Below are 21,837 nucleotides of genomic sequence, written 5' to 3' on the forward strand. Positions count from 1 at the left end.
CTTCTCCATCGGATCTGACGAGATAGGCTCAAGCCTAACTCCAAAACGATGGCGGCATGGTTTCGCGCTTATTGCCCGCCAGTGCTAAACGAGCGACGCGAGCCGCGCGATGAAGTTTTCCTTGATGTCGGTATTGGCGCGGATGACGCCCATCACCAGCCGTATCTCGTACGGGTGGGCGAGCACGGTGGCGATCTGCGCTTTCATCCTGGGAAGGGAGTCGGGGCCGGCCTTGGTCAAGGCGATCGCGGCCCGGCCGAAGTCCGTTTCCTCCAGGCCCAGTTTGGTCAGGGCATGGAGCACCTGGAATTGGAATGCGCTTTGCACCCCCGCGTTGAAGTCCAAGGTCTCATAGATCGGGAAATGCCTGTTCTCGACCGCCTCGGAAAGCGAGTAATTGCCCGTGCTCAAGGTGAATGGCATAGCCCGCTTCTGCAGGGCGTTCATCACCGGCGCCGGCACGCCGTCGGCGATCACAACGGCGACGCGGCTGTCCTTGTTCGGAATGGTCTCCGCTCGCTGCTTCTCTCCGCTGAATGCTTCGCCCTTGCTCCATACCCACGTCGCTTCCGCTTGGGGAATCGGCCCGCTTGCGGCAGGCTTCAACTCGCCGTAGAGGCCGATCACGATGGAGAACGTCTCGCGTCCCGCTGCGATGGCGCTCACCGTCGAGACCCAGCTTTTCACGGACGTGCGCTGGTTGGCGTAGCCGATGTAGATCTCGGCGTCCGCATGCTTGGCGAGCAGGCCCAGCAGGATTTTCGAAGCCAGGCTCGTCTCGGCGAATGCCGCCAGCACTTCGTTCAGTGGCTTGGAGATACGCGTATCGCTCGCGTTGTAGAACGCCCCCATCTCACCGTGCCCCATGCCCATGAAGCCGTGATGGAGCTTGCCGGAGTGATGGACGACGTTGCTCTTGTCGTGGGGGGCCCGCACGGCCTGTCCGCCGCGGTAAGTCAGCGTGCCGTACTCGTAGAGGCGCAGATTGCGCAGGGTGCGCTTGTCCGCTGTGAAGCCCGCCATTGCGTCGAACGTCGTGGTGATGGACGACGAGGGGGAGGGCGAGGACGACGAGGAGGCTTTTGAAGCCTTGGATTCCGTCTTCGGTTCCGGGGGCGGAAGCACCGGATCGGACAGCGGCCCTTCGATGATGAAATCGCCCGGCTTGGCGTGTTTGCGCATCTGCTCGGGCGTGATGAAAGGAATGCTCTTGGCGAAGGAGGTGCCGCCGCTGTAGGCGTCCTTCTCCTGTTTCACGCCGATGGCTCGCAGGCCGAGATTGCTGAGCATGGTGACGGCGCGCACGACGAAGGCCGTGTCGCCTTGACCCATTGCGCTCTTGCCGATCACAAAGAAGGTGGCGTCGCGATTGGAGCGGAGCACGGCTAGGTTGCGCTGGAATTCGGGCATCGCGTTCATGCCGGCATTCAACTTCTCCGCACGCTCCATCGCCGCCGTTTTGAGATCGTCGGACATGAAGCGACTCGTCTTGGACGGCGGCCGGTACGCGGCTCGTTCCTGTGCGGCGCGGTCGATGGCCGCACGCCTTTTGGCGGCGTTCATCATCTCGTCCAGCGCGGTCACCATGCGCTCCAGCGCGCTGACGGTCTCGTCGTTCTCCACCTCGCCGCTCGTGTAGATGGTCTGGTAGATGCGTTCGGCCTCGTCGTAGAGCGGGAAGAACTCCGGCGGCAGGCGCGGCGGGATCGACGAACTGTAGCTAAGCACGTCTTCGTAGTGATCCAGTGCCTCGTAGATGAAATCGAGCCGCTCCCATTCGGTGTCCTTGACTTCCCTGACTCGCTGCACGACGCCGCTGCCCGGCATGGCGGGGCGCCCGTGCGGCCCGTTCGAGTAGTGCAGGCTGCCCATCGCCATGAGGCCGCCGCCGGGCGGCTTGCCCGCCTGAACCACGGACTGCAGGATCGGCGTGGAGGACGCCGTGCTCGCCTCTGGCGCGCAAGAGGGTGCAGGAGAGGGCGCAGCGAGCACGGCATGACTCCCCATCGCATCCGCCTCGCGCTCGAGCGCGACATCGTCGTTCACATCGACCCCTGCCAATTGCATGCTTGGCCTGACCCGGCCTTGTCTTTGCTGCACCACGTGCCACGCCTCATGCGGCAGATGCTCGTCTTGCCCCGGCGCCAGATGAATCTCGTTGCCGCGCGCGTAAGCCAGCGCATTCAACTGCGCTGGCTTGCCGGAGTTTCGATGGACCACCACGTCGCTCATATCCATCCCGGACAGCGCTTCGATTCCGGCGCGCAACCGCGATGGCAGGCCGTGCGAGTTGTAGTGCATGGCATCGGTTTGCAGCGGCGCCAGATGGGCAGGCTGCGCGGATTGGATCCCGTCATTGTCGGTCCGATGCTGCGCGACGCGCTCCGGCACGCGCTCTTTCGAACTTGTTTCTTGCGTCAAAGCGCGTCGCTGCGGCAAGGCTTTGCTCATCGGGAAAGTCTCCAAATCGGCACGGCCAGTTCGGCACGGCCAGTTCGGCACGGCCAGCATCGGCCCGGCCAGGCTCGGCCCGCTCGGCCTATGCCGCGCTTCCATTCGCGAGCGCCTCGTAGATCCGGCGAATGGCATCGCTATCCTTGACGATTTCGATGGCGCTCTCGTCCTCGGAATCGGAGACGTCGACGTCGGACTCGACCTCCATATCCAGCACGCTCTTGTCGCCCGCGTGTCCTGTGAATCTCTTTAGCTTGGCAAGCCTCGTTTCCAGAAAGTTGACGAGATTGATCAAATACTTCTCCGCCGCATCGACGGCGTCGATGAGGATGCCGAGCTGGCGGATGGACGACTTCGACACCCATCCGTAGCCGGTGTTGTCGCCGAGCAAATCCCCTTGGCCCGCATGCGTGAAATAGGCCTGGCAGGCAAGGCAGGCGACCTTGGTTCCGCCGATTTGCTGAATGATCAGCTTGGTGTCGCGGATGCTTTGTAGAATGGCGGACTCGGCGTGTATCTCTTCCCGGTTGTTCGGCACGACAATCCGCTTGCCCGAGTTGGCCCGGGAGAATTTTCTGGCGCTCGTGGAGGACAGCCGTTCCGGGTTTCGCTTGTTTTTCGTCAGCACGTGCTTGGCGATTTTGCGCTTGACCGTATCGGCGTCGTCAGTGAGGTCGACCTTGATGTCCGCTTCTTGGAATTTTTTATTGAGGTAGTATCTCTTTCGCCGTGGCGAAGTGAACTTCTTGGCGATCTTCTCCAACCCGTCCGCTCTTCTGGTGACGCTGACGGCGCGGATGTTCGTCTTATAGTAGTCGCCCAGCGTGCTCGAGCCGGCTCCGATCTTGTTGTTGGCGTTCTGGGTATTGCCCGATATGTAGATGGACTCGGCGGCATCCAGGGCCGACTTGACCAAAGCGGTTTGAATCTCCGGCGTGACATTGCTCTTTTGCTGCGCGTTGACGTACTCCTTCACCAATGAACTGAAGTTCGACAGCCGGGCATCGGTTTTCGAAATGTTCAAGTTGTCGATGGTTTGCATCTCCGAGATCAGCACGGCCGGGTTCATCGGAGTGGTCGACGAGTCCGTGGCGAGCGTGGCCTTGATGTGATAGACGGTGGCGATTTTCTGATTGGCCTCCGCTATTTTTTTGTTCAGTTCGAGCATGGCCTGGTCGAACTTCGCCTTGTTGGCGGCCTTCTTTGCCGCGTCGGTTTCCTTTTTCTTTCCTGCCTGAACGACGGGGCGAATGGCGTGCGTGCGGGATGCCGCGCTCAACTGGGCCGGCGGCAGGTCCGAAGTCCGGATGGCGCGGCTTCCCATCGCGTCCGCCTCGCGCTCGAGCGCGGCATCGTCGTTTACCGTGACGCCCGCCAATTGCGTGGTGGGCTTGACCCTGCCTTGCCGCTGCTGCACGACGTGCCACGCTTCATGCGGCAAATACCGCTCTTGCCCCGGCGCCAGGTGAATATCGTTGCCCCGCGCGTAAGCCTGCGCCTCCAACTGCGCCGGCTTGGGGGAATTCCGATGCACCACCACGTCGCTCATATTCATCCCCGACATGGCTTCGATTCCCGCGCGCAAGCGCGACGGCAGGCCATGAGGGTTGTAGTGCATCGCATCGGGCGGCAGCGGCACCAGATGGGGAGGCTGCGCCGCCTGTGTGCCGCCGTCGCCGGCTTCAAGCGGCACGGTGTGCGTCGACAGGCGAGTCCGACGGTCCTTCGAGTGTGTCGCCGGCGCCAAGGCGCGCGGTTTCGGCAATGCCTTGTTCATCGTGTCACCTGCGCGTCGGTGATTTGTACCGCGGCTTTTTCTTGCGCGGCTTCGAGGGCGCCGAACTTTCGTCATCGCTGTCTTCGTGGAGCGCTTCCTTGGGCGGAACAAAATGACCGTTGACCGAGGGCTGGTGCCAGAAGAGCGCGATGTACATCCGGTCGTTTCCGTGGCCGATCGTGTCCGTCCGGAGGTAGGCGAGGTTCTCGAGATCGAATATGTCCACCACCAGTTCCAGGTCGCGTCCCGTGATCTCGCACAAGGCGTCGATCAGGCCGGGAAGTTCGTCGACTGCCGTATTGGCTTCGAACGTGAGCCCGGCGTCGCCGGCGGCGGTTTGCAGGTTTTGGGTGCTGATGCCGTAGCGAACCCGCAGGGTGTCCCACAGGCACTCGCCGGTATCGCGAATGCCGGGTGCATTGGGTGCATAGACTCTCCCGTTGTGGGCTGCCTCGTCCAAGCCGAGCGGAACCGGCGGGGCGCGCGAGGTTAGCCTGTCCAGCCCTTCATCCCCGAGGTCGCCGAATATTTCGGTGTAACGCGAGCGCCAACCGCGTGGACTCCGAGTCCTGCCACTGATGATGTCGCCTACCGGCGTGTCGTTGTAGAAGGCGTCCAGCCTTGTTCGCTTGCGACTGAGCGATTCCTCTCCACCCTTCAGCAGGCGCAGCCGCTTGCGTATTGCCGCTTCCTCTTCGCGCAGTTTCTCGACGAACTTGGCGAACGCTGTCTTGAACGCGATGGTGTTCGCCCTGAGACTTCCGTGTTGTGCGAGAAATGCCTGCACGGCGCCGTAGGCCGGGTTGTCCTTGCCGACGCTCTTCAATTTGTCTTTGACCTGTAGCGGGCTTCTGTTGTTGAGCAGCTCCTCGAAAAAGAGCCGCTCTGTGCGAAGCGTCTCGATGCGCCTTTCGATGTTGCTGATCTTGCCGCTGCGATAATCGGCCTCCTTCGAGATCGCGTCGAACCTGTCCTTGTAGTGTTTGTTGAGGCGCTTCGTTCTGATCCTGACTCCTTTCTGGAGACGTCTGAACTTGGTCTTGTTGGCCTCGTCCTGCTCATCCAGCGCTTTCTTCTGCTCCGTCAACTTGACGAAAGTGCCAAAGGTGTTGGCCGCGGTCCTGCGTTTGACGTTGGCTTCGGCCAGGGTATCGTCGGCATCGAAGAGCTCGTCGTCGGTTCCCGGGTCCGAGGAGATGTCGCTCGAGCCCTCGTCGAACGATTCGGCATCCTCGTCATAAGGCAGGTGCAGGTGCTCCCGCGCATATTTCTGGCCCCCTCCCTTGGGGATGGAGGAATATTCCCCGCCTTCGATGGCGTCGAAGAAAGACCTGTTCAAGTGCGGCCGCCAGGCGGCAATCCGATCTTCCGTTGATCGAGGCGCGGTGGAGGTGGACGGTTCGGCTTGCGAAAGATCGTGGGCCCCGCGCAGCACCTTCTGCGTGATCTTGTAGACGGCTTTGTAGGTCTCATCCGAGAACACGGAGTGTGCAAGCGGCCGGTTGACGTCGATCGGCGCGGGGAGGGCATCGTACAGGCTCGCGCCTGAATCGAAATCCGGATCCCTGGGCACGATCGAGCGCAGATTTTGCGCGGTCCTCGAGATGATCAACTTCGTCTGTTCCAGAAGCAGTGCCCGGAATTCGTTCTCCGCCTGATTCGCGGCGCTCGACGTGTCCTTCAGCGCGGGGTGGTTGAAGCTCTGATACTTGAGCAGATGCTGGACGACGAGTTGCAGATCGGCATTCAAACCCGGATCGAGCACCGCGCCGGGGTTGCCGGGATTGAAATTTTCCAGGGCAGCCGCGATGGCGCGCTTGATGTGCTCCGGTTCGTCGACTTGCGCCAGGGCCTGTTGAAGAAAGTCGTGCAGGATCGCATAAGAAAGATCGCTTCTCGTGTCCGATCGCAGTTTCCGGTGGAACACCGACCGCTGCGGCGGAAAATTGGCGCCCGCGTTGGTGCGCGTATGGACGCGCCGGCCTATGGATTCGAAGGGAAACGTCTCCCGTATCAGACCATCGGTGATGAGCCGTTTGAAATAGTCGTCCTCGAGTTCGCCATGGTCGCCGGATGTCGCCAGCTCCTGGATCGCTTTGATGAATTCCGGGCGCGTCATTTTCGGTTCGTCGACGTCCTCGGACAGCGTGTCATAGAGTCTCCCCGCCAACTCCTCGGCCGCCTCCTCCGAGTCGACCGGCGTCTCCTCATAGGTGAACACGCCCTGTATGACACCGGCGCCCACGCTGCGCGTCGAGACCCGAAGCGCTTGGGCTGGCGTGGCGAGCGGCTGCGCCTCGCTCCAGCGTAGCGCGGCCGCGCCCATGCGGTCGGCTTCGCGTTCGAGATCGGGATGGTCGTTGACGGGGGTGTCGCCCTTCAATTGGAAGGTTGGTCTCACGCGGCCCTGAGCTTGCTGGGCCGCATGCCAGGCCTCGTGGGGCAAGTGGCGCTCCTGACCGGGCGCCAAGTGGATCTCGGCGCCTTTGGCGTAGGCGTGCGCTTGCAGTTGCGCGGGTTTGGGCGAGCGGTAGTGGACGCGGACGTGATCGAGGCTTACGCCCGAGAGCGCTTCGACTCCGGCTTTCAAGCGCCGGGGCAGGCCCGTGCGATTGGCGGGCTTTGCGTCTGCGGCGAGCGCGCCGGCGGCGCTTGTCGACGGGGGCGGCATCGAGCCGGCCACCTGCCGTTGGACCACGCCTTGGGAATAGCTGTATTCGCCCATCGACACCAGGCCTGTTCCGCCATCCGCCGGCTGCGCCGCGGGCGCGGGCCGCTCGGCCTCCGCGCGGGCTGGCTTCGACAAGGCGCGCTTCATGATCGGCATGGCGGCGCTCCGTGGACCGATCGCGCATCGTGGGTTCGCAACGGGGGCAATCGCATGGGCTACTCCTCCTCGCCCCAATTGAAGTCACCCGCGCTGAACACTTTGCCGAGCTTGTGGTACTCCCGCTCCGTCGCCTGCAGCACGTGCCGGTGCGCGACCGGCAACCCGTCGGCCGCCGCGAGAAACGCGGCGCCGATCGCGATGTTGTTGATGTTGCCGCCGGCGAGCGGCGCCTTCTCCGCGAACAGGTCGAAGTCGATGTCGCCGGCGAGCGGCGTGGCGGCCGGAAAGGCGTTGCGCCAGAGCCGCAGGCGCTGTTCGCGGTTCGGGAACGGGTACTCGATCATGAATTTGAAGCGCCGCATGAACGCCTTGTCCATGTTCTGCAGCAGGTTGGTCGACAGGATCACGATTCCCGGATACGTTTCGATCCGCTGCAGCAAATAGCCGGTTTGCAGGTTCGCGTAGCGGTCGTGCGCATCCTTGGTCTCGGTGCGTTTCGAAAACAGGCTCTCGGCCTCGTCGAAAAACAGCACGACGTTCATGGCCTCGGCCTGGTCGAACAGCTGCGCGAGCTGCTTTTCGGTCTCGCCGATGTATTTGCTGACGACGCTCGCCAAATCGATCCGGTAGAGGCTCAGATTGAGTTCGTTCGCGATGATCGACGCCGTCATCGTCTTGCCGGTGCCCGACGGCCCGTGGAACAGCACGCACAGATTGCGGCTGTTGTGATGCTTGCTGTCGAAGCCCCACGTCTCGACGACCTGATGGCGGTTGCGCGCGTAGTGCAGCACCTCGGCGAGCGTGCGCCGCGTGTCCTCGGGCAGCACGAGATCGTCGAAGCGGTAGGCCGTTTTCACCTCCTGCGCGACGCTCAATTGCTCGCGGCGGCTCTCCTCCCGGCATGCTTCGAACAGCAATTCCTGGGCGCGCCCTGCGTCTGGATTCACGAGCGCGCGGCTCGCGGCATCCTTGACGGCCGTGACGATCTGATCTTCCGTGAACGGGTACAGGTTGACGAGCTGGTCGACGGTCTCGTCGTCGACTGCGAAACCTGACGAAGCGAACGCATCCAGGTGACGCTGCCAGATCCGGCGCCGCAGCCGCGTGTCGGGGGCCGTGCTCTTGATGAGCACGGGAATGGCGCGATGTTCGCGATATCGATGCGCAAGATCGGCGATGCGGCGCGCCGGGCCGTTCAGGACGGCGACGTAGCGCTGGCTGTCGAGGAGCGTATGGCAGACGTCGTCGAGCAGGTCGTCCGCGCTGTCTTGCGAACTGAGCTGGGAACTGAGCCACTGGCAATGCATGAGCACAAGCACGCGATTGGACAGCAGCGCGTCGCGGCACAGCATGCGCAGGCGGGCGGTCAGCGCCGCGCGATTGCGGCCGCCGTTCACATACGCTTGCCACAGCGCGCGGCCGTCGAGCCGCATCGCGCGCATGCCCGCTTGCCGGAAGGCGGCGGCGCAGAGGCTTTCTTGCATGACCGGGTCCGGGCCCTGGAGATGCAGGACGTAGCTCGTCGGCTGCGCGTCGTGCACGGCGGCGCGGGCGAGGAAATGCCCCAATTGCTGCTTGATGGTGTCGTGGACGAGATGCTCGTCGAGTTCGAGCGTGCCGTCGATCGCTTCGAGCGGCTCGTCGAGCCGCAATTGCGGCGCCGCTCGCGCGAGCAGGTAGGCCGCGATGGAGGGCGACAGCCGATAGCTGCCCGCGAGCGTGCCGAGCCGGCTGCCGGCTGCAAGCTCGACGAGGTCCCAGTTGCGCAGCGGGGCATCGCTCATGAGCCTTTCCTGGACGTCGAGCCGCGTCGCCGTGTCGCTGCCGCTAAGCGATGCCGCGCTGGCGAGCGGCACGACGTGCTCGCCCGTCGCCGCGGGCGGCGCGGGTGGAACGTCGGCGAGCGCCTCCAGAATCGCGCCATAGCGCGCATCGAGTTCGAGCAGCAGCGCGCAGAGCAACAGGGTCTGGTCTTGCCGGTCGAGCTGGAAGAGCAGAGTGAGATGAACCCACGGCAGGAACACTTGCGCGTCGACGCTGGCGGCGCTGCGCGCGGCGAGGTGCTCCCACTGTCGTTGCAGTGTGGCGTCGAGGCGCTCCATTGCGCCTAGAAGCTGCGCGTCGGGCCGGCGCTGGCGGCTCGCCTGACGGTACAGCTCGGCGAGCCGGTCCGCGGGTTCGGGCGCGATAGCGCTCGATGCAGCGGCGCCCGACGCAATGGCGCCCAACGATTCCATCATCTGCCGCTGCAGCAGAGCGCGCTCGATCATGCTGTCGCCGAGTTGACGCAGCGCTTGCAGCAGGTCGAGGTTGTCCCGGTAAGGGACGGCGTCAGCGGTGCTCATCGGCGCGGAACCCGGGTGGTTTGACGAAGTCCGCGAGCAGCACGAGCCGGTCCGAATCGCCGCGATTCCAGGCTTCGTGCTCGACCGTATCGTCGAAGATCAGGCACTGGCCGGCAATCCAGCGCCGCACTTCGCCGCCGACGCGCAGCCCGCAATCGTGCGATGCCCGTAGCGCCAGATGCAGCCGCAGCACCTCAGTGCTGTACCCGACGTGCGGTTCGATTTCGGTACCCGGCGCGAGCCGCGAAAAGCCTGCCGTGCGCAGCCCGGGAATCGCTTTGACGAGTGCAGCCGTGCGCGGGCAGAAAATGCAGTTCTCGACGATCGGCTTATCCGCCAGATAGAGGCCGTACACGTCCCAGCCATGGTTGTACAAACCCGTTTCAGGCCAAGCGTCGAATTCCTGCCCCGGCAGCGCCAGGCATTCGTCGAGCACGTCTTGCCAGTGCGCCATGAGGCGCGCGGTGAAGGGGAACGTCGAGGGTTCGAGAAACATGGATGGCGCCTCCGTCACCAAAACAACTGCCATTCGTCAGCGAGCCAGACGCCGTGCCCTTGCAGCGTGATGCGGTAGTCGCCGGGCGTGACAGGGAAGCCGCGCGCCTGGTGAAAGCCCGTGCCGGAGTGCAGGAACAGCGTGCCGGGGCGATAGGCGACGAAGCGCGTCGCGCTCGTTCTCAGGCGTTCCAGCTGGCCGGCGCGGTCGAGATGCGCGAGGTCGTCGAGCCCGAGCGGCCACAACTTCATGCCGGCGCCTTCGCGCGGCAGGCAAAGCGGCAGCGTGAAGGAGAGCGTCGGCGGGTCGTCGGCCGCGCTTTCGCCTGCGAGGCCGAGCGCCCGGTGCGCCGTATCGACATGGATCGGATTGCCTGGAAAGCCGGCGCCGTCGCGCCGCGTGAACCAATCGCCGTGCAGCACGTCGTGCTCGGCGCGTGCCGCGAATTCCGGGTGCGCGCCGAAGATATGGAAGCCGGGCAATGCCGCGCCGTCGAGCCAACTCATGGGCTGCCCGAGATGTTCGCCCAGCGTGGAGAGGAGCTTGTCGTATAGGTCGGCGAAGCAATCGAGCAGAAGCGCGTTGTATTGCCGTGCGAGGTGCTCGTAAGGCCGCGCCGGATTCGATGTGATGTCGTAGTAGTTCGTCGCGCCTAGCGTATGGAACGGCAGGCTCGCGTGGCGCGGCAGCCAGAACGCCTCGAGATCGAGCACGCGCTCGGCGAGCGCCGCGCCTTGCTCCGCCGTGATGACCGGCAACTCGCATTCGAGTGCGTCGGCCGTGCCCGCTTCGAGGTTCGCATTCCTTTCCATCGCGCCTCCTCGACGCTACCAGTAGAGCAGGATGTCCTGCCCGGTCGTTTTGATGCCGTGGCCTTGCAGCGTGACGCGCTCCAGATCGCCGTCGCAAGCGAGCACGGCTTGGTGCTGAATCAGTCCGTCGTGCACGACGAGCGTGCCGCTGCGATAGGGCAGAAACTCGGGTTCGTCCGCGCCGCGCGGCCAGAGCGACAGGCCGCTGCCCGGCGGCGTGCTCAAGGGCAGGGTGAAGCTGAAGAGGTCGTCGTCGGAAGGGGTGTGCGCCGGGAATACGTCCCGGTATTGCAGATCGCGATGCACGCTCGCCACCGGCAAACGGAACGCCGGATGCGGCAGATAGATATGGAAGCCCGGCCGCGCCGCCTCGTCGGTGACGCGCGCCGGCAGCCCGAAATGCGCGGACAGCGCGGCCGCGACCCGATTCAGCAGCGGCCCGAAATGCAAGTCGATGAGCGCGTTGCTGTCGCGTCGCAGCGTCTCGTTGCGATAGACGTGCGAACCTGCCGCCGCCGCGCAGTCGAGATAGGCCGCGAGCCCGAGCGTGAAGAACGGGGCGAGCGGATGCCGCTGGCGCCAATGGCGCCGCAGCAGCATCACGCGCAGGACCCAGTCTTCGCAGCCGGCTTCGTCGAACAGCTCGAACGTCGTCGGCCCCGCAAGGGACGCGGTTGCATCGATGGCGGGCATGGCCGCACGCATCGCAACGGACATCGCCGCTCAGCGCTACCCGTGCGACCCGTCGCCGACGATCCGCACCAGCGCGCGCGTCAGCAAGCGCCGCTCATTGACGCTGAATTGCGTGTCGAGCGCCTGCTCGGTGTTGTCGAGGAACAAGCCGATGTTGCGGTTGATGAGCGCGAAGTCGTGGCGGTTCGCATCGTTGTCGTTGATCTGCACCAGCGCGCGCACGCCCGCTTCCAGAAGGGCGCTTTGCGCGGGCGTGAAGTGCGAGCCCGTGAGCGCGCCGAACGTCGCGACGAGGGCCTGCATGTCCGCCGGCGCGACCCGGTTGTCGGCCCGCTCGCCGGGCGGCGTGGCGGAGCAGACGATCTTCTGCAAATCCTGCAGGAATTGCTTGCGCTCGCTCGCGCCGCTTTTGGGGTTCACCGCATCGCCGAGGATCTGAGCCAGATCCGTGACGCGCGCATCGATCGCCTGCTGGGCCGACGTCAGCATGTCGCGCTGCACCTTGCCGGAGCCGAGATCGGCGCGCAGCGCGGCGAGCGCGTCGGCCATCGGGCTCGCGCGGCGGGCGGACACGCGTTGCTCCGCGCCTTCGCCGTTCTCGGGAATCCAGTAGAACTCGACCTGCGGCGCGGGCCCGACCTGCCCGTTCCAGGTCAGCGTCAGCTTCCAGGTTTCGCCCCCGCGCACCGGCATCGTGAACGATCCCGGCACCGGGATTTGAATCGTCTGCACGCCTTTCTTTCCGCCTTGCACCTGGTAGGTATAGGCAAGCCCCGTCGCGTAGACGAAGCTCGTCATCGTGCCTCCCGAATCGTAGGTGGAGCCCTCGAGCGTGCCGAGATAGTTGACCGTGACCGACGGCTGGCCGACGGTCGCCATCACGAAGCCGTCCACTGTCGCAACCTGGGTGAAGGTCCCATCGGACAGGTCGGCCTGGGTGTAGGCCGTGCGCGGGCCGAAGGTCATGTCTGCAAGGTTTGTCATGATCGTGTCTTCCTCGTGAGTAGCGTTTCGAAGGTTGCCGTGACTAGCTGGGTCGTCCATCGTTCAAGGCCGCGCCGGCAACTAAGTGCCGGCACCGGGCGCCGACCCGTCGCCGACGAGGCGCACCAGCGCCCGTGTCAGCAAGCGCCGCTGGTTGGTGTCGAACTGCGTTTGCAAGACCTGCTGTACGTTGTCGATGAAGAGATCGATGTTGTTGCGGATGAGCGGGAGGTCGTGCCGGTTGTCGTCGTTGTCGTTGATCTGCACGAGCGCGCGCACGCCGGCCGCGAGCAGGCCTCGCTGCTCGGGCGTGAACTGGCGGGCCCCGCCGCCTGTCGCGCGCTCGAAGACATCGATGAGGCTCTGCACGTTCGCGGCGAACTCGGGCGACGTCGAGCTGTTAGGCGCGGCTTGCGGCGAGCAGACGATCTTGCCCAGCTCCTGCATGAAGCGCTGCCGGTCGTCGGCGTTGGCGCTCATCCCGGTGGCGTCGCCGAAGATTTGCGTGAGATCGTCCATGCGCTGCGAGATCGCGCGTTGCGCACTCTCTTGCACGCTCGCGCGGATGCGTCCGCTCGCGAGGTCGTCGCGAAGCTGGTCGAGCATCGCGCCCATTCCGCCGCCCGCGGGAGCCGCGGGCGCCGCTGCCGCCATGGCATGCATGGCGGCGGGCGGCGCGCCGAGCGGTATCCAATAGAACTCGACCTGCGGCGCGCCGCCGAAGTCCGTGTTCCAGGTCAGCGTCAGGTCCCATCGCTCGCCCTTTTTGACCGGCATCGTGAACGAGCCGGGCACGGGGATCGAGTAGGTCTTGTGCGATTTCTTGCCGCCCGTGTCGTATTTGTACGCGAGCCCGGTGGCGTAGACGAAGCTCGTGGGATTGCCGTTGGCGTCGTAGGTGCGGCCCGATAGCGCGCCGCAATAGTTGGCCGTGTAAGTCGGCTGGCCGACGGTCGCCATGACATAGCCGTCGGTCGCCGCCGTTTGCGTGAAGTAGTTGCCGTTGGTCAGCGCCCAATTGCCGTAGGCGGCGCGCGTGCCGATCATCTGCACGGTCCCGTCCACGGTGACGCTTTGCTCGACCGTGAGGTTCTGCGTGATCAGGTTGTTGACGTCGACCTGGCTGGTGGTGAAGTTCACGTCGCCGTTGACTTGCAGGGCGTAGCGCTGGTCGACGTTGCCCGGCAAGGTGTTGATCGCCACCGTGTTCGGCGAAGGCTGGTCGGTGTTCGCCGTGACGACGAGCGCCGGCGTGGTCTCATCGTACGTCTGGCCCGCGTTGGCGCCGATATAGGCGAGCATCGACGGCGACACGTAGAAGGCCGACGTTGCCGCGGCGAACGAGCTGTCTTTCGCCAACGGCTCGCCGTTCGGCAGGCTCAGCGTCATCTTCGTTTGATCGGTGACCTCTTTGACGAGCAGCGTGTGCGCCATGTCCGGGTTCGGCTCGAAACGCTTGATGACGATCGCGCCGCCGACCGTCACCGTGGTCAAGAAGTTCGCGCCTTTGCCGATGACAGTGGTGCCGTTCGAGTTGATCGGCGCCTCTCTGTCCTCCGGCGTGTCGCTGCCCGGCGCCAGATACTGGTATTTCGTATTTGTCAGCGGGATCGGAAACTGCTGCTCGACTTCGAGCGTGTCGTTATCGATGACCTTCGCAATCACGCCGATCTGCTCGATGAGCTTGCCGATCGTGATGGAGTCGCCCTCCGAGATCTGATCCTTGAAGGCCGTCTGATAGCCCTCCACGACGCCGTCGCTGAGCGAAGTAATGACCCCCTTGCCGACGAACGCCGGGCCGGCGCCGACGGAAAGCGAGGCGAGCGGGTTGGTGTTGAGGATGCCGACGTTGCCGTCGTTGTAGTAGAGGTTGCTCTCCAGCGCGCCGACCGTCTCGCGCGTCCAGTAGCTGAGAATCGGCAGATTCTTGAGCTTCGCGCCGTTGCCTTCGAAGCTTTGCGCCTGCACCGTGCCGCTCGCGACGACCGTGCCCGTGCGGATCTGCGAGTCGATGGTGAGGTTTGCTCCCTGGATCTGCCCGCCGATCGTGAGCGCGTCGCCCCGGATGGTGCCGTTGACGTCGAGCGTCGCGCTCGGATCGCGGTCGATGAGCGCGATCCCGACCTGACGCGCGGGCGTGATCATGAGGGCGCCGCGCCCGCCTTGACCGGTCCCCGTCTGCGCTAATGCTTGCTTGCCGATGCCGACCGTGCCGTCGACGCTCAGGTTGAAAAACGTGTTGCTGGCGCCATCCGAAAAGCTCGCGATCGTCGAGCGGATATACGTGTACGGGATCGTATCGAGCGGCGGGTCGAAGGCGAGATTCACCGTGACCTGGGACTTGCCGGAATCGACTGTGACGATGGTGCGCCGCTGCGAGACGCCGAATGTCGCGACGCCGCCCGTCATGGTCTGCACCGGCGGATCGGAGATCAGCACGTCGCCGACGTTGAAGAACGGCGCGACGGGCTTCGAGATCGTCACCAGCGTGCCGTTCGAGGTCAGCGTGCCGGCGCCCTCGAAGGTGATCGATTTGACTTGCAGGTTCGCGACCGGCTGATCTTCGCCCACACCGAGGTTGCCGTGCGTCGTCGCGTACCCCGTGAAGTCGGTATGCGTGGCGTCGACTTCAAGATAGACGGCCTTGGCTTTAACTTCCTTGCGGGCGCGCAGGGTGGGGTAGAGCTTGCTGTCGTTCGCGTTGGCAAGACTGGCGAGCGCGCCTTGGGGCTGGCCGCCGCGCGGGTTGCTGAATACGCCCGCGCCTTCCGTGATCAACGTGACGGCCCCGAGCGACGAACTCACATAGCGGCGCGCGGCGCCCCCGGATTGATAGTTCAGCGAATTGATCGCGCCTTGAGTGGAAAAGCCGATCACGGCGAGCAGGATGTTCAGCCCCGGATCCTGCAGATTGCGCACGTAGCGGATCTGCGGGATTTCGACGATGCGCTTGTAGCCGGCCACGCCGGTCTGGTCCTCGTAATCCGAGAAGACCTGGTGGTAGTTGATCGTCAGGAAATAGGTGGCGCCGGCCACCACGTCGGTCAGGGGCACGACTTGCGCATCGAGCAGGATGATCTGCCGCCCGAGGCTGTCGATCGCCATGCCCGCGCGCACTTCGACCTGATTGGCGCTCGTCGCCTGATCCCAGACGACCTCGAGCCCCGTCGCGATGCCATAGGTGTAGAGGCTGCGGTTGTTCAGGCTCTGGATCGTCATGTGGTACTGCTGCTCGCAGACGAAGTCCTGGGTCTGCAGGGCCTCGCCGGAGAAATAGTGCGGGCGCTGAATGAGGGGCGTGCTCATGACAGGGCGATCCAGTTGACTTGTGCGCTCGGCGTGCCGTCGACGCGGGTTTGCAGCGCGGTCAGCGTGAGCATGAACTGCGCCGTGCCGACGTCGTGGATGGCGACGGCGTAGGGTGTGGCGCCCGCGACGGTGGCGACGACGCGCGGTGGCATCGTGAAGGCGGGGCTCCCGTCGGGCAGGTAGGGCACCACCTCTGCCTTCGTGCTGTCTCCCGGCTTGAGCAGTGAAGTCGTGTCGACGATCTTGGTGCCGTGCCGTGCGCCGTTTAGATCAGGCGCCACGCTCTCCACCTTGACGTTGGCCGGCGCGATCACGATGGGCAGGCGGCTCGTCACGCCGACGCGGCTGTCGGCGATGCTCTTGATGACGGGCGGGTTCGTCGAATCGAGCGTGACGGTCGCGAGAATCACGCCGTTGGCCGGGCCGTTCTGCGCCGGGCCGTTCTGCAGGACGGCCGCCGTATTCACGACACCCGGCTGCTGCGTCGGCGCGGGCTTGGCCGGATAGACGAGGTAGAGGCCATACGTGTCGCCCCTGTCGGAGGCGGGCGTCATCCGGTTGCCGCTGCCGTCGGGAAAGATCAGGAAGTCGCCGAGCGAGTCGATCGCGGCGCCGCTCGCGACGACGAGCGTGTTGTTCTCGAGCGTGACGGCCAGGCCGCTCAGCACGCCCGGCGTGTAGAGGAACCGGTTCTGCCACGTGATCCAGTTCGAGTAATAGCTGGCCTCCAGCGTCATGTTCTGCGCCGTGAGGAACATGCCGTCCGAATAGCTCAGACACAGCGCGACGTCGGCAGGAATCTTGGGGGTGTCGCTCATTGTGTGGTTTCCGTCGATGACTTTTTAGAGGTCTTACCCGGCAGGCCAAGCAGGGTGTTTCTGCCGAGCGTGGCGGCGTTGCACTGTTGCGTGGCCGGCGTCGGCGCCTGAAGCTGCAGGCTCGGCACGATGTCGATGTCGAAGTGCGTCCCGGCCGGCTTGATGTTCATGAGCAACTGCTCGATTTGCTGCCGCAGTTGCAGGATCTGCTGCACGTTGCCCTGCGTGAGGACGAAGTTGGCGTCGGCCGCGTTCGGCAACGTGATCAACACGTTGAAGAGCCACGGGAAGTAGGCCGACACGACCGGATCGCCGCTCACGTATTGATCGCGCACGACGAACGTCTTGGCGGGATCGTCGTTGACGGTAATGCCTGGCGGAGCCGGGTTGCTGACGGTGACCGTGACCTGGCCTTTGATCGGCGCCGTCCCGGCCGGCTGCCCGCCCACCGGCGCCTGATACGTGATGCCGGTGATCGTGAGCGGCAGATCGAAGATCAGATTGACCACGAAGCCGAGCCCCTGTGGCGTGCCGCGCATCCGGTACAGCGCGAGGGCCTGCGCGAGCACCGTGCGCTTCTTGTCGATGCTCCAGGCGTTGTCGGGCGTGAGGTCCACCCAGCCCGAGAGCCAATTCAAAAAACCGTTCAGCCAATCCTCGACGGCGCTGGTGGGCGTGGCCGCCGCACGCGGGCTGCCCATGAACGAGGCGGTCGGATTGGCGGGCGTGGGCACGCCGATATAACGGTCGAGATCGGTGAGGATGGCTTTTTTCTGCTCGGGCGGCGCGCCCGAAATCGGCGGAATGAACGCGGTATCGGCCGGGTCGAACAGGAAGGAGAAGCGCGGGTAGAACAGATTGCCGACGACCTTGGCCGCGAGCAGTTCCTGAATGCCGCGCTGGCCGTCGAGCGTGCCGTCGTCGATACCGGTCAGGATCTTCTCGAAGATCTTCAGGTAATGCGCGAGAAACGACGAATCCGGCCCGCTGTAGATCGCGGGCAGAAAACGCAGGTAGCTCGAACGGTCGGGCGCTGGAGTGCTCATGCTGGGCTCATGTCGGGCGCGTGGTGGCGGTAACGTCGAGGCAGCGCAGCTGCGGCAGCCCCCGGTAGAGCATGGCGGCGTTGCCGCTCGGCAGCGCCGCGAGCAGCGTGTTCGCGCCGAGCTCGGCCATCTCGTCGAGCACGATCGTCGGGTCGTACGTGTAGTCGAACGTCGCGATGGCGTCGACGCCCGGCACGCTCAGCACGAGATGGCGCAGGTCGTCGGCAGTGGGCGCCTGTCCGTAGGCCCAGCCGTCTTGCCCGGCCGGACCGCCGGAGGGCAGCAGATAGGCGTAGAGCAGCGTGAAGAGGGCGTCGAGCGTCACCGGCAAGAGGGTGTTCGGACTGCACTGGATCGCGAGCGTCAGATCGAGCGGCGTCAGTTCGGCGGGCTCGACGCGCACCGCATTGCCCGCGATCACGCGCGGCTTCAGATAGACGCTCACCTGGTGCAGCAGCGTCTCATCCGCGGTGGTCGTATCCGCGGGCTGCAGCAGCAGGAGGCGGCGCGCCGTGTCGGTCGAATCGCCGTATTGGTGGTTCGGATACTGCGGATATTGGTACTGCCATGGCGCATTGCTGAGCACGTACGCGACGATGGCTTGATCGCGCGACTGTGCGTAAGCGCGCTGCACTTCGAGCGGCACAGGCGGAGGGGGCTGGTGGTTTTTCTCGGCGGCCTGCTTTTGCTGCTCGTATTGCGCTTCGATCATCCGGTTCGCCTGCTGCGCGAGCAGCTCGACGTTGGGCAGCGTCAGCGCCAGATAGGGCTGCTGCAAATAGGCCAGCACCTCGCGCTGCAGGCTCGCCTTGGTGACCGGACGGCCTTGCTCGATCGCCGCGAGCGAGGATTCGAGCGCCAGAAAATCGTAGTCGTAGTTAGTGACAGCGGCCAAGCTGTACGCCGTGACGTTCGTGCTGAAGGCGAGGCCCAGCACCCAGCGCAGGAAGTTCTCGTCGGTCTGCGTGGGGATCTGATTCGCCTGATAGAGCAGCGATTCGTCGAGCCAGGCAAGCAGCTGCACGAGCGTGATGCCGGGATCGGTGTCGTTGTAGTCGGTCCAGAGCGTGGTGTAGCGCGGGATGCGGCGGATCAGCTCGCGCACGAGCTGGTCGTAGGTTTTCGTATCGAGGTTCGGCAGCTCGAACGTCATGGCGCCGCCCCTTGGTAGAGCAGCAGCGACATCTGGCCGGCCACCGGCAACTGGTCGGGCGCGAGCGCGATATTGCCGTTCTGCTGGCCGTTCAACGCGACGCCGAGCACGGCAGCGACTTGCGGCAGCCCGCGCAGGAACCGGTTGATGGTCTGCGCTTGCACGGGCTGCCCGAAGCGCCAGCCGCCTTGCGCGGGGCCGCCGAACACGGGCTGCAAGAACGCAACGAGCTGGGCTGCCAGCGTTTCGCGCAGGGCGTTCAACTGATCCGGCGCGCAGGTCACCGTCAGTTGCGCGGTCACGTCGATCGTCACGTAACCGGCCGCTACCGTGTCGATGCGCGGCGCGAGCGGGGCGAGGCAGCGCGCGCGCACATAGGCCGCGACGTCGGCGAGCAGCTCGGGGGGGACGTAGGGCGCCGGCGCCGTGCTTTGCGTGATGAGCGCGATGCGGATCATCGTCGGCCCGGTCCGCTCGGGCGTCTCGAACGCGTGGGCCTGCGCGACGTCTTGGCACGCCTCTGCCGCCAGCGCTTCAATGTCGCTGAGCTCGACCGCATAGCCATTCGCCTTGACGAGCGCGGGGCCGGTCAAGTCGATGGCCGCGGGCGTGTCGCCGCTCACGCCGCTCAACGCCGGCGCAGGATTGGTCACCGCCTCGATGTTGTTGATGCCGGGACGCAGCAGCGTCAGACGGTTCGGCGCGACGTTGCCGGCGAGCCCCTGCGTGTAGTCGTAGCGCGCGGCGACGATGTTGTTGTAGCCCGCCGGCGGGATCATGCCGTTGTAGCCGTCGCCGAACGTGATGAGGCCGTTCTGGTAATCGAGCGTATAGACGCGATCGGTCGGGCCGCTGAGCGACAGGTTCTCGACCTGGGTCCACGGCTGGCTCACCTGAGCCGAGTCTGCCGCGCCGGCAGGGTCCTGCTGCTCGGCCGCGTCGAGCGCGGGTGTTTCGAGTACGCGCAGATCCATGCCCGGCAGCGCGGGCGTGTAGGTGAGCGCGAAGGTCTGGGCCGGCTGGCCGTTGCTCGAACCGAGCACCTCGTCCTCGACGGTGGTGAGGTTGCTGCTCATCACCGTGTTCGGATAGAGGCCATAGACGCGGATCGTGCGATCGACGTGCGGGTTCTCGACGCGAAACCAGTAGGCCGTCTCCGAATAGAGCGAGGCGGGCTGCATCGGCGCCGGCACGATGAAGCTCACGATGCCGGAGCGCGAGAGGCCGTAGGTGCCGTCGTCGACGGCGAGCGGCTGCCAGGTCGCGCCGTCGTGGTACTGCCATTGCAGCTTGCCGCCGGGAGCCACGCGCTCTTGCTCCAGATAGAAATAGAGACTGAGCCGCGAGCCGAGCGTCTCATCGCCGAAGCCGTCCGGCGCGAACGCGAAATAGAAGCCGGTCAGGATCGCGTCGACGGGCTTGTAGGGGCTGTACAGGAAGCGCGTGAGCTCGAACGCGTTGTAGCTCCAGTAGCGCGCCGGCTTGCTCGCATAGCTGTAGCCGATCGAAAGCGAGCGGATGTACGGCGGATAGTAGTGAGCCTCGTTGAAGCGATACGCGAAATTCACGCCCTCCACGTCGTTGAGGTAGGCGGTGACGCTGGCTTTTTGCTCGGGCGTGAGCATAGGAAGGCTGTCGATCGCGATGGCGACGTTTTCGGTCACGAAGCCGCCCGCGCTGCCGTAGCCGCCCGAGATGATCTGCACGCGAATCCACAGTCCCTCGCCGCCGGCGACTGTCGTCGCGCCCATCTTCGGGCACAGGAACTGAACGATCGTCGGCCCGTTCGCGTTGTTGCCTTGCAGGTTCTGCGTCGTATCGACGAATTGGTACTGGCTGACGTCGGCGAGCGTCGCGTTGAACGACTGCCAGGCCGAGCCGTCCCAGAACTGCCAGTAGAGGACCACCGGAAACTGCACGGCGACGCTCGCGAGGTCGAGCGTGAGCGTGACGAGCGCGCCGGTGCGCGCGAACACGCTGTCGCTGCGGAGGTAGAACGCGTCGTTGACTTGCGGCGCTTGCCCGAACGGGTACGCGCCGTTCGCGAGATCGACCAGCACGACGTCGTACACGGCTTGCTGCGCCTGGATGCCGTCGCCGCGAAACGTGCATTGCAGGCCCGTGATGACGGGCAATTGCCGCGCGAGGGAGGACAGCACGCGGGCCTCGGGGCCGGGCTTGACGAGCAGCCAGTATTCGGGCACCTGATCCGATGCGGCGAGCGACGAGTCCGTGAAGCTCGCGCCGGGGTCTTCCTGTGCGTAGATTTCCTGCACGAGCTGATCGATCGTGAGCGGCGGCGCAACGAGCTTCTGGTCGATCGTGATGTCGATCTGCGTGCCGTCGATCGATGGCTTGATCCGCGCGGCAACCGGCCTCAGCGCGCCGTCGAACCATTGCGCGAAATACTCGCCGTAGAGCTGCTTGCCATACAGCGTGATGACGATTTCCTGCAGCGCCGGGTCGGGCTTGAAGAGCTCGGCGTCGCCCATGATGAACCAGTGCCCGAGCGGCTCCTCGGCCAGGTCCACCTGCTCGCCGGCCACGAAAATCGGCGTGCTTTGCGCGGCGGTGCCGGTCGCGGCGGCGGGGCCGAGCACCGGCATGGCGTCGATGTATTGGTCTTGCGCCGGGATGATCGTCATCGCCGCGCATAGCGTGGCCGGCACGACCAGCAGGTCGCCGTTGGTCTGAAAGCGAATGTCTTGAGCGTCGAAGTCGAGCACGGCGGTTTGCGCCGGCACGGGCTGCGCCGGCTGCTCGGCGCGCAGCGTGAATTGCAGCGGCGCTTGTGCCGCGAGCGGCGGCCGCAACGTCATGCCGAGGAATTGAAAGAACGCCTGCCGCCGCTGGTAGGGAATCTGGTTTTCGATGCTCGCGGTATAGGCGGCCAACTGCGCGAACAGATTCAGCAGCGTGAGCCCCGGGTCTTGATCGATCGCTTGCGCCGTGGCGACGGGGTCTTGTTGCGTCGACGGGTCCTGCATGACGGGCGGCCAATAGCCGCTCCACTCGGGCGTGTAGGTCTGCGCGAGTTCGAGCGCCTGTCGATAGAACGCGGCGGCGTCGCGGAAGTCGAGCGTCGGGTCCGTCATGGATCGGGTGGCTCAGTGGGTGCGG

The 21,837-nt window shown here is 64.9% G+C and carries 13 protein-coding genes; all 13 read right to left on the reverse strand.

Features of this window, described 5'->3' with window-relative positions:
• Positions 1-84: 84 nt before the first annotated feature.
• Positions 85-2,451: an eCIS core domain-containing protein gene (locus AAHK20_RS01185; protein WP_449179598.1), complete on the reverse strand. Its 2,367-nt coding sequence runs from the start codon at positions 2,449-2,451 to the stop codon at positions 85-87.
• A gap of 88 nt (positions 2,452-2,539) precedes the next feature.
• Complete coding sequence (locus AAHK20_RS01190) at positions 2,540-4,231, reverse strand: eCIS core domain-containing protein (protein ID WP_449179599.1); 1,692 nt, start codon at positions 4,229-4,231, stop codon at positions 2,540-2,542.
• A gap of 4 nt (positions 4,232-4,235) precedes the next feature.
• The gene (locus tag AAHK20_RS01195) at positions 4,236-7,058 is read right to left on the reverse strand and encodes an eCIS core domain-containing protein (protein WP_449179600.1); all 2,823 of its coding nucleotides are present in this window, start codon (positions 7,056-7,058) and stop codon (positions 4,236-4,238) included.
• A gap of 59 nt (positions 7,059-7,117) precedes the next feature.
• On the reverse strand, positions 7,118-9,406 hold the full coding sequence (locus AAHK20_RS01200) for an ATP-binding protein (protein ID WP_449179601.1): 2,289 nt from the start codon (positions 9,404-9,406) through the stop codon (positions 7,118-7,120).
• Positions 9,393-9,902 carry an aspartyl/asparaginyl beta-hydroxylase domain-containing protein gene (locus tag AAHK20_RS01205; RefSeq protein WP_449179602.1) on the reverse strand — a complete coding sequence of 170 codons (510 nt, stop codon included), beginning with the start codon at positions 9,900-9,902 and terminating at the stop codon, positions 9,393-9,395. The genes AAHK20_RS01200 and AAHK20_RS01205 overlap by 14 nt, the downstream gene beginning before the upstream one ends.
• A 14-nt stretch (positions 9,903-9,916) precedes the next feature.
• The gene (locus AAHK20_RS01210) at positions 9,917-10,714 is read right to left on the reverse strand and encodes a hypothetical protein (protein WP_449179603.1); all 798 of its coding nucleotides are present in this window, start codon (positions 10,712-10,714) and stop codon (positions 9,917-9,919) included.
• Between the two features lie 15 nt (positions 10,715-10,729).
• Positions 10,730-11,431, reverse strand: coding sequence for a hypothetical protein (locus AAHK20_RS01215; protein ID WP_449179604.1), 702 nt, complete (start codon positions 11,429-11,431; stop codon positions 10,730-10,732).
• A 12-nt stretch (positions 11,432-11,443) separates the two neighbouring features.
• The gene (locus tag AAHK20_RS01220) at positions 11,444-12,391 is read right to left on the reverse strand and encodes a hypothetical protein (protein ID WP_449179605.1); all 948 of its coding nucleotides are present in this window, start codon (positions 12,389-12,391) and stop codon (positions 11,444-11,446) included.
• Positions 12,392-12,472: 81 nt separating this feature from the next.
• Complete coding sequence (locus AAHK20_RS01225; RefSeq protein WP_449179606.1) at positions 12,473-15,697, reverse strand: hypothetical protein; 3,225 nt, start codon at positions 15,695-15,697, stop codon at positions 12,473-12,475.
• On the reverse strand, positions 15,694-16,518 hold the full coding sequence (locus AAHK20_RS01230; protein ID WP_449179607.1) for a hypothetical protein: 825 nt from the start codon (positions 16,516-16,518) through the stop codon (positions 15,694-15,696). The genes AAHK20_RS01225 and AAHK20_RS01230 overlap by 4 nt, the downstream gene beginning before the upstream one ends.
• A complete protein-coding gene (locus AAHK20_RS01235) occupies positions 16,515-17,564 on the reverse strand; it encodes a phage tail protein (RefSeq protein WP_449179608.1) in 1,050 nt (349 codons plus the stop codon). Before AAHK20_RS01235 ends, AAHK20_RS01230 begins: the two co-directional genes overlap by 4 nt.
• 7 nt (positions 17,565-17,571) lie before the next feature.
• Positions 17,572-18,717, reverse strand: a complete 1,146-nt coding sequence (locus tag AAHK20_RS01240; protein WP_449179609.1) for a hypothetical protein — start codon at positions 18,715-18,717, stop codon at positions 17,572-17,574.
• Positions 18,714-21,812, reverse strand: a complete 3,099-nt coding sequence (locus AAHK20_RS01245) for a baseplate J/gp47 family protein (protein WP_449179610.1) — start codon at positions 21,810-21,812, stop codon at positions 18,714-18,716. Before AAHK20_RS01245 ends, AAHK20_RS01240 begins: the two co-directional genes overlap by 4 nt.
• Positions 21,813-21,837 lie beyond the last annotated feature (25 nt).

This window comes from Trinickia camelliae, from assembly GCF_053525655.1.

Coding starts and splice junctions, on each gene's coding strand:
- AAHK20_RS01185 (WP_449179598.1), bottom strand. CDS start 2,451: ATGAGCAAAGCCTTGCCGCAGCGACGCGCTTTGACGCAAGAAACAAGT.
- AAHK20_RS01190 (WP_449179599.1), bottom strand. CDS start 4,231: ATGAACAAGGCATTGCCGAAACCGCGCGCCTTGGCGCCGGCGACACAC.
- AAHK20_RS01195 (WP_449179600.1), bottom strand. CDS start 7,058: ATGCCGATCATGAAGCGCGCCTTGTCGAAGCCAGCCCGCGCGGAGGCC.
- AAHK20_RS01200 (WP_449179601.1), bottom strand. CDS start 9,406: ATGAGCACCGCTGACGCCGTCCCTTACCGGGACAACCTCGACCTGCTG.
- AAHK20_RS01205 (WP_449179602.1), bottom strand. CDS start 9,902: ATGTTTCTCGAACCCTCGACGTTCCCCTTCACCGCGCGCCTCATGGCG.
- AAHK20_RS01210 (WP_449179603.1), bottom strand. CDS start 10,714: ATGGAAAGGAATGCGAACCTCGAAGCGGGCACGGCCGACGCACTCGAA.
- AAHK20_RS01215 (WP_449179604.1), bottom strand. CDS start 11,431: ATGTCCGTTGCGATGCGTGCGGCCATGCCCGCCATCGATGCAACCGCG.
- AAHK20_RS01220 (WP_449179605.1), bottom strand. CDS start 12,391: ATGACAAACCTTGCAGACATGACCTTCGGCCCGCGCACGGCCTACACC.
- AAHK20_RS01225 (WP_449179606.1), bottom strand. CDS start 15,697: ATGAGCACGCCCCTCATTCAGCGCCCGCACTATTTCTCCGGCGAGGCC.
- AAHK20_RS01230 (WP_449179607.1), bottom strand. CDS start 16,518: ATGAGCGACACCCCCAAGATTCCTGCCGACGTCGCGCTGTGTCTGAGC.
- AAHK20_RS01235 (WP_449179608.1), bottom strand. CDS start 17,564: ATGAGCACTCCAGCGCCCGACCGTTCGAGCTACCTGCGTTTTCTGCCC.
- AAHK20_RS01240 (WP_449179609.1), bottom strand. CDS start 18,717: ATGACGTTCGAGCTGCCGAACCTCGATACGAAAACCTACGACCAGCTC.
- AAHK20_RS01245 (WP_449179610.1), bottom strand. CDS start 21,812: ATGACGGACCCGACGCTCGACTTCCGCGACGCCGCCGCGTTCTATCGA.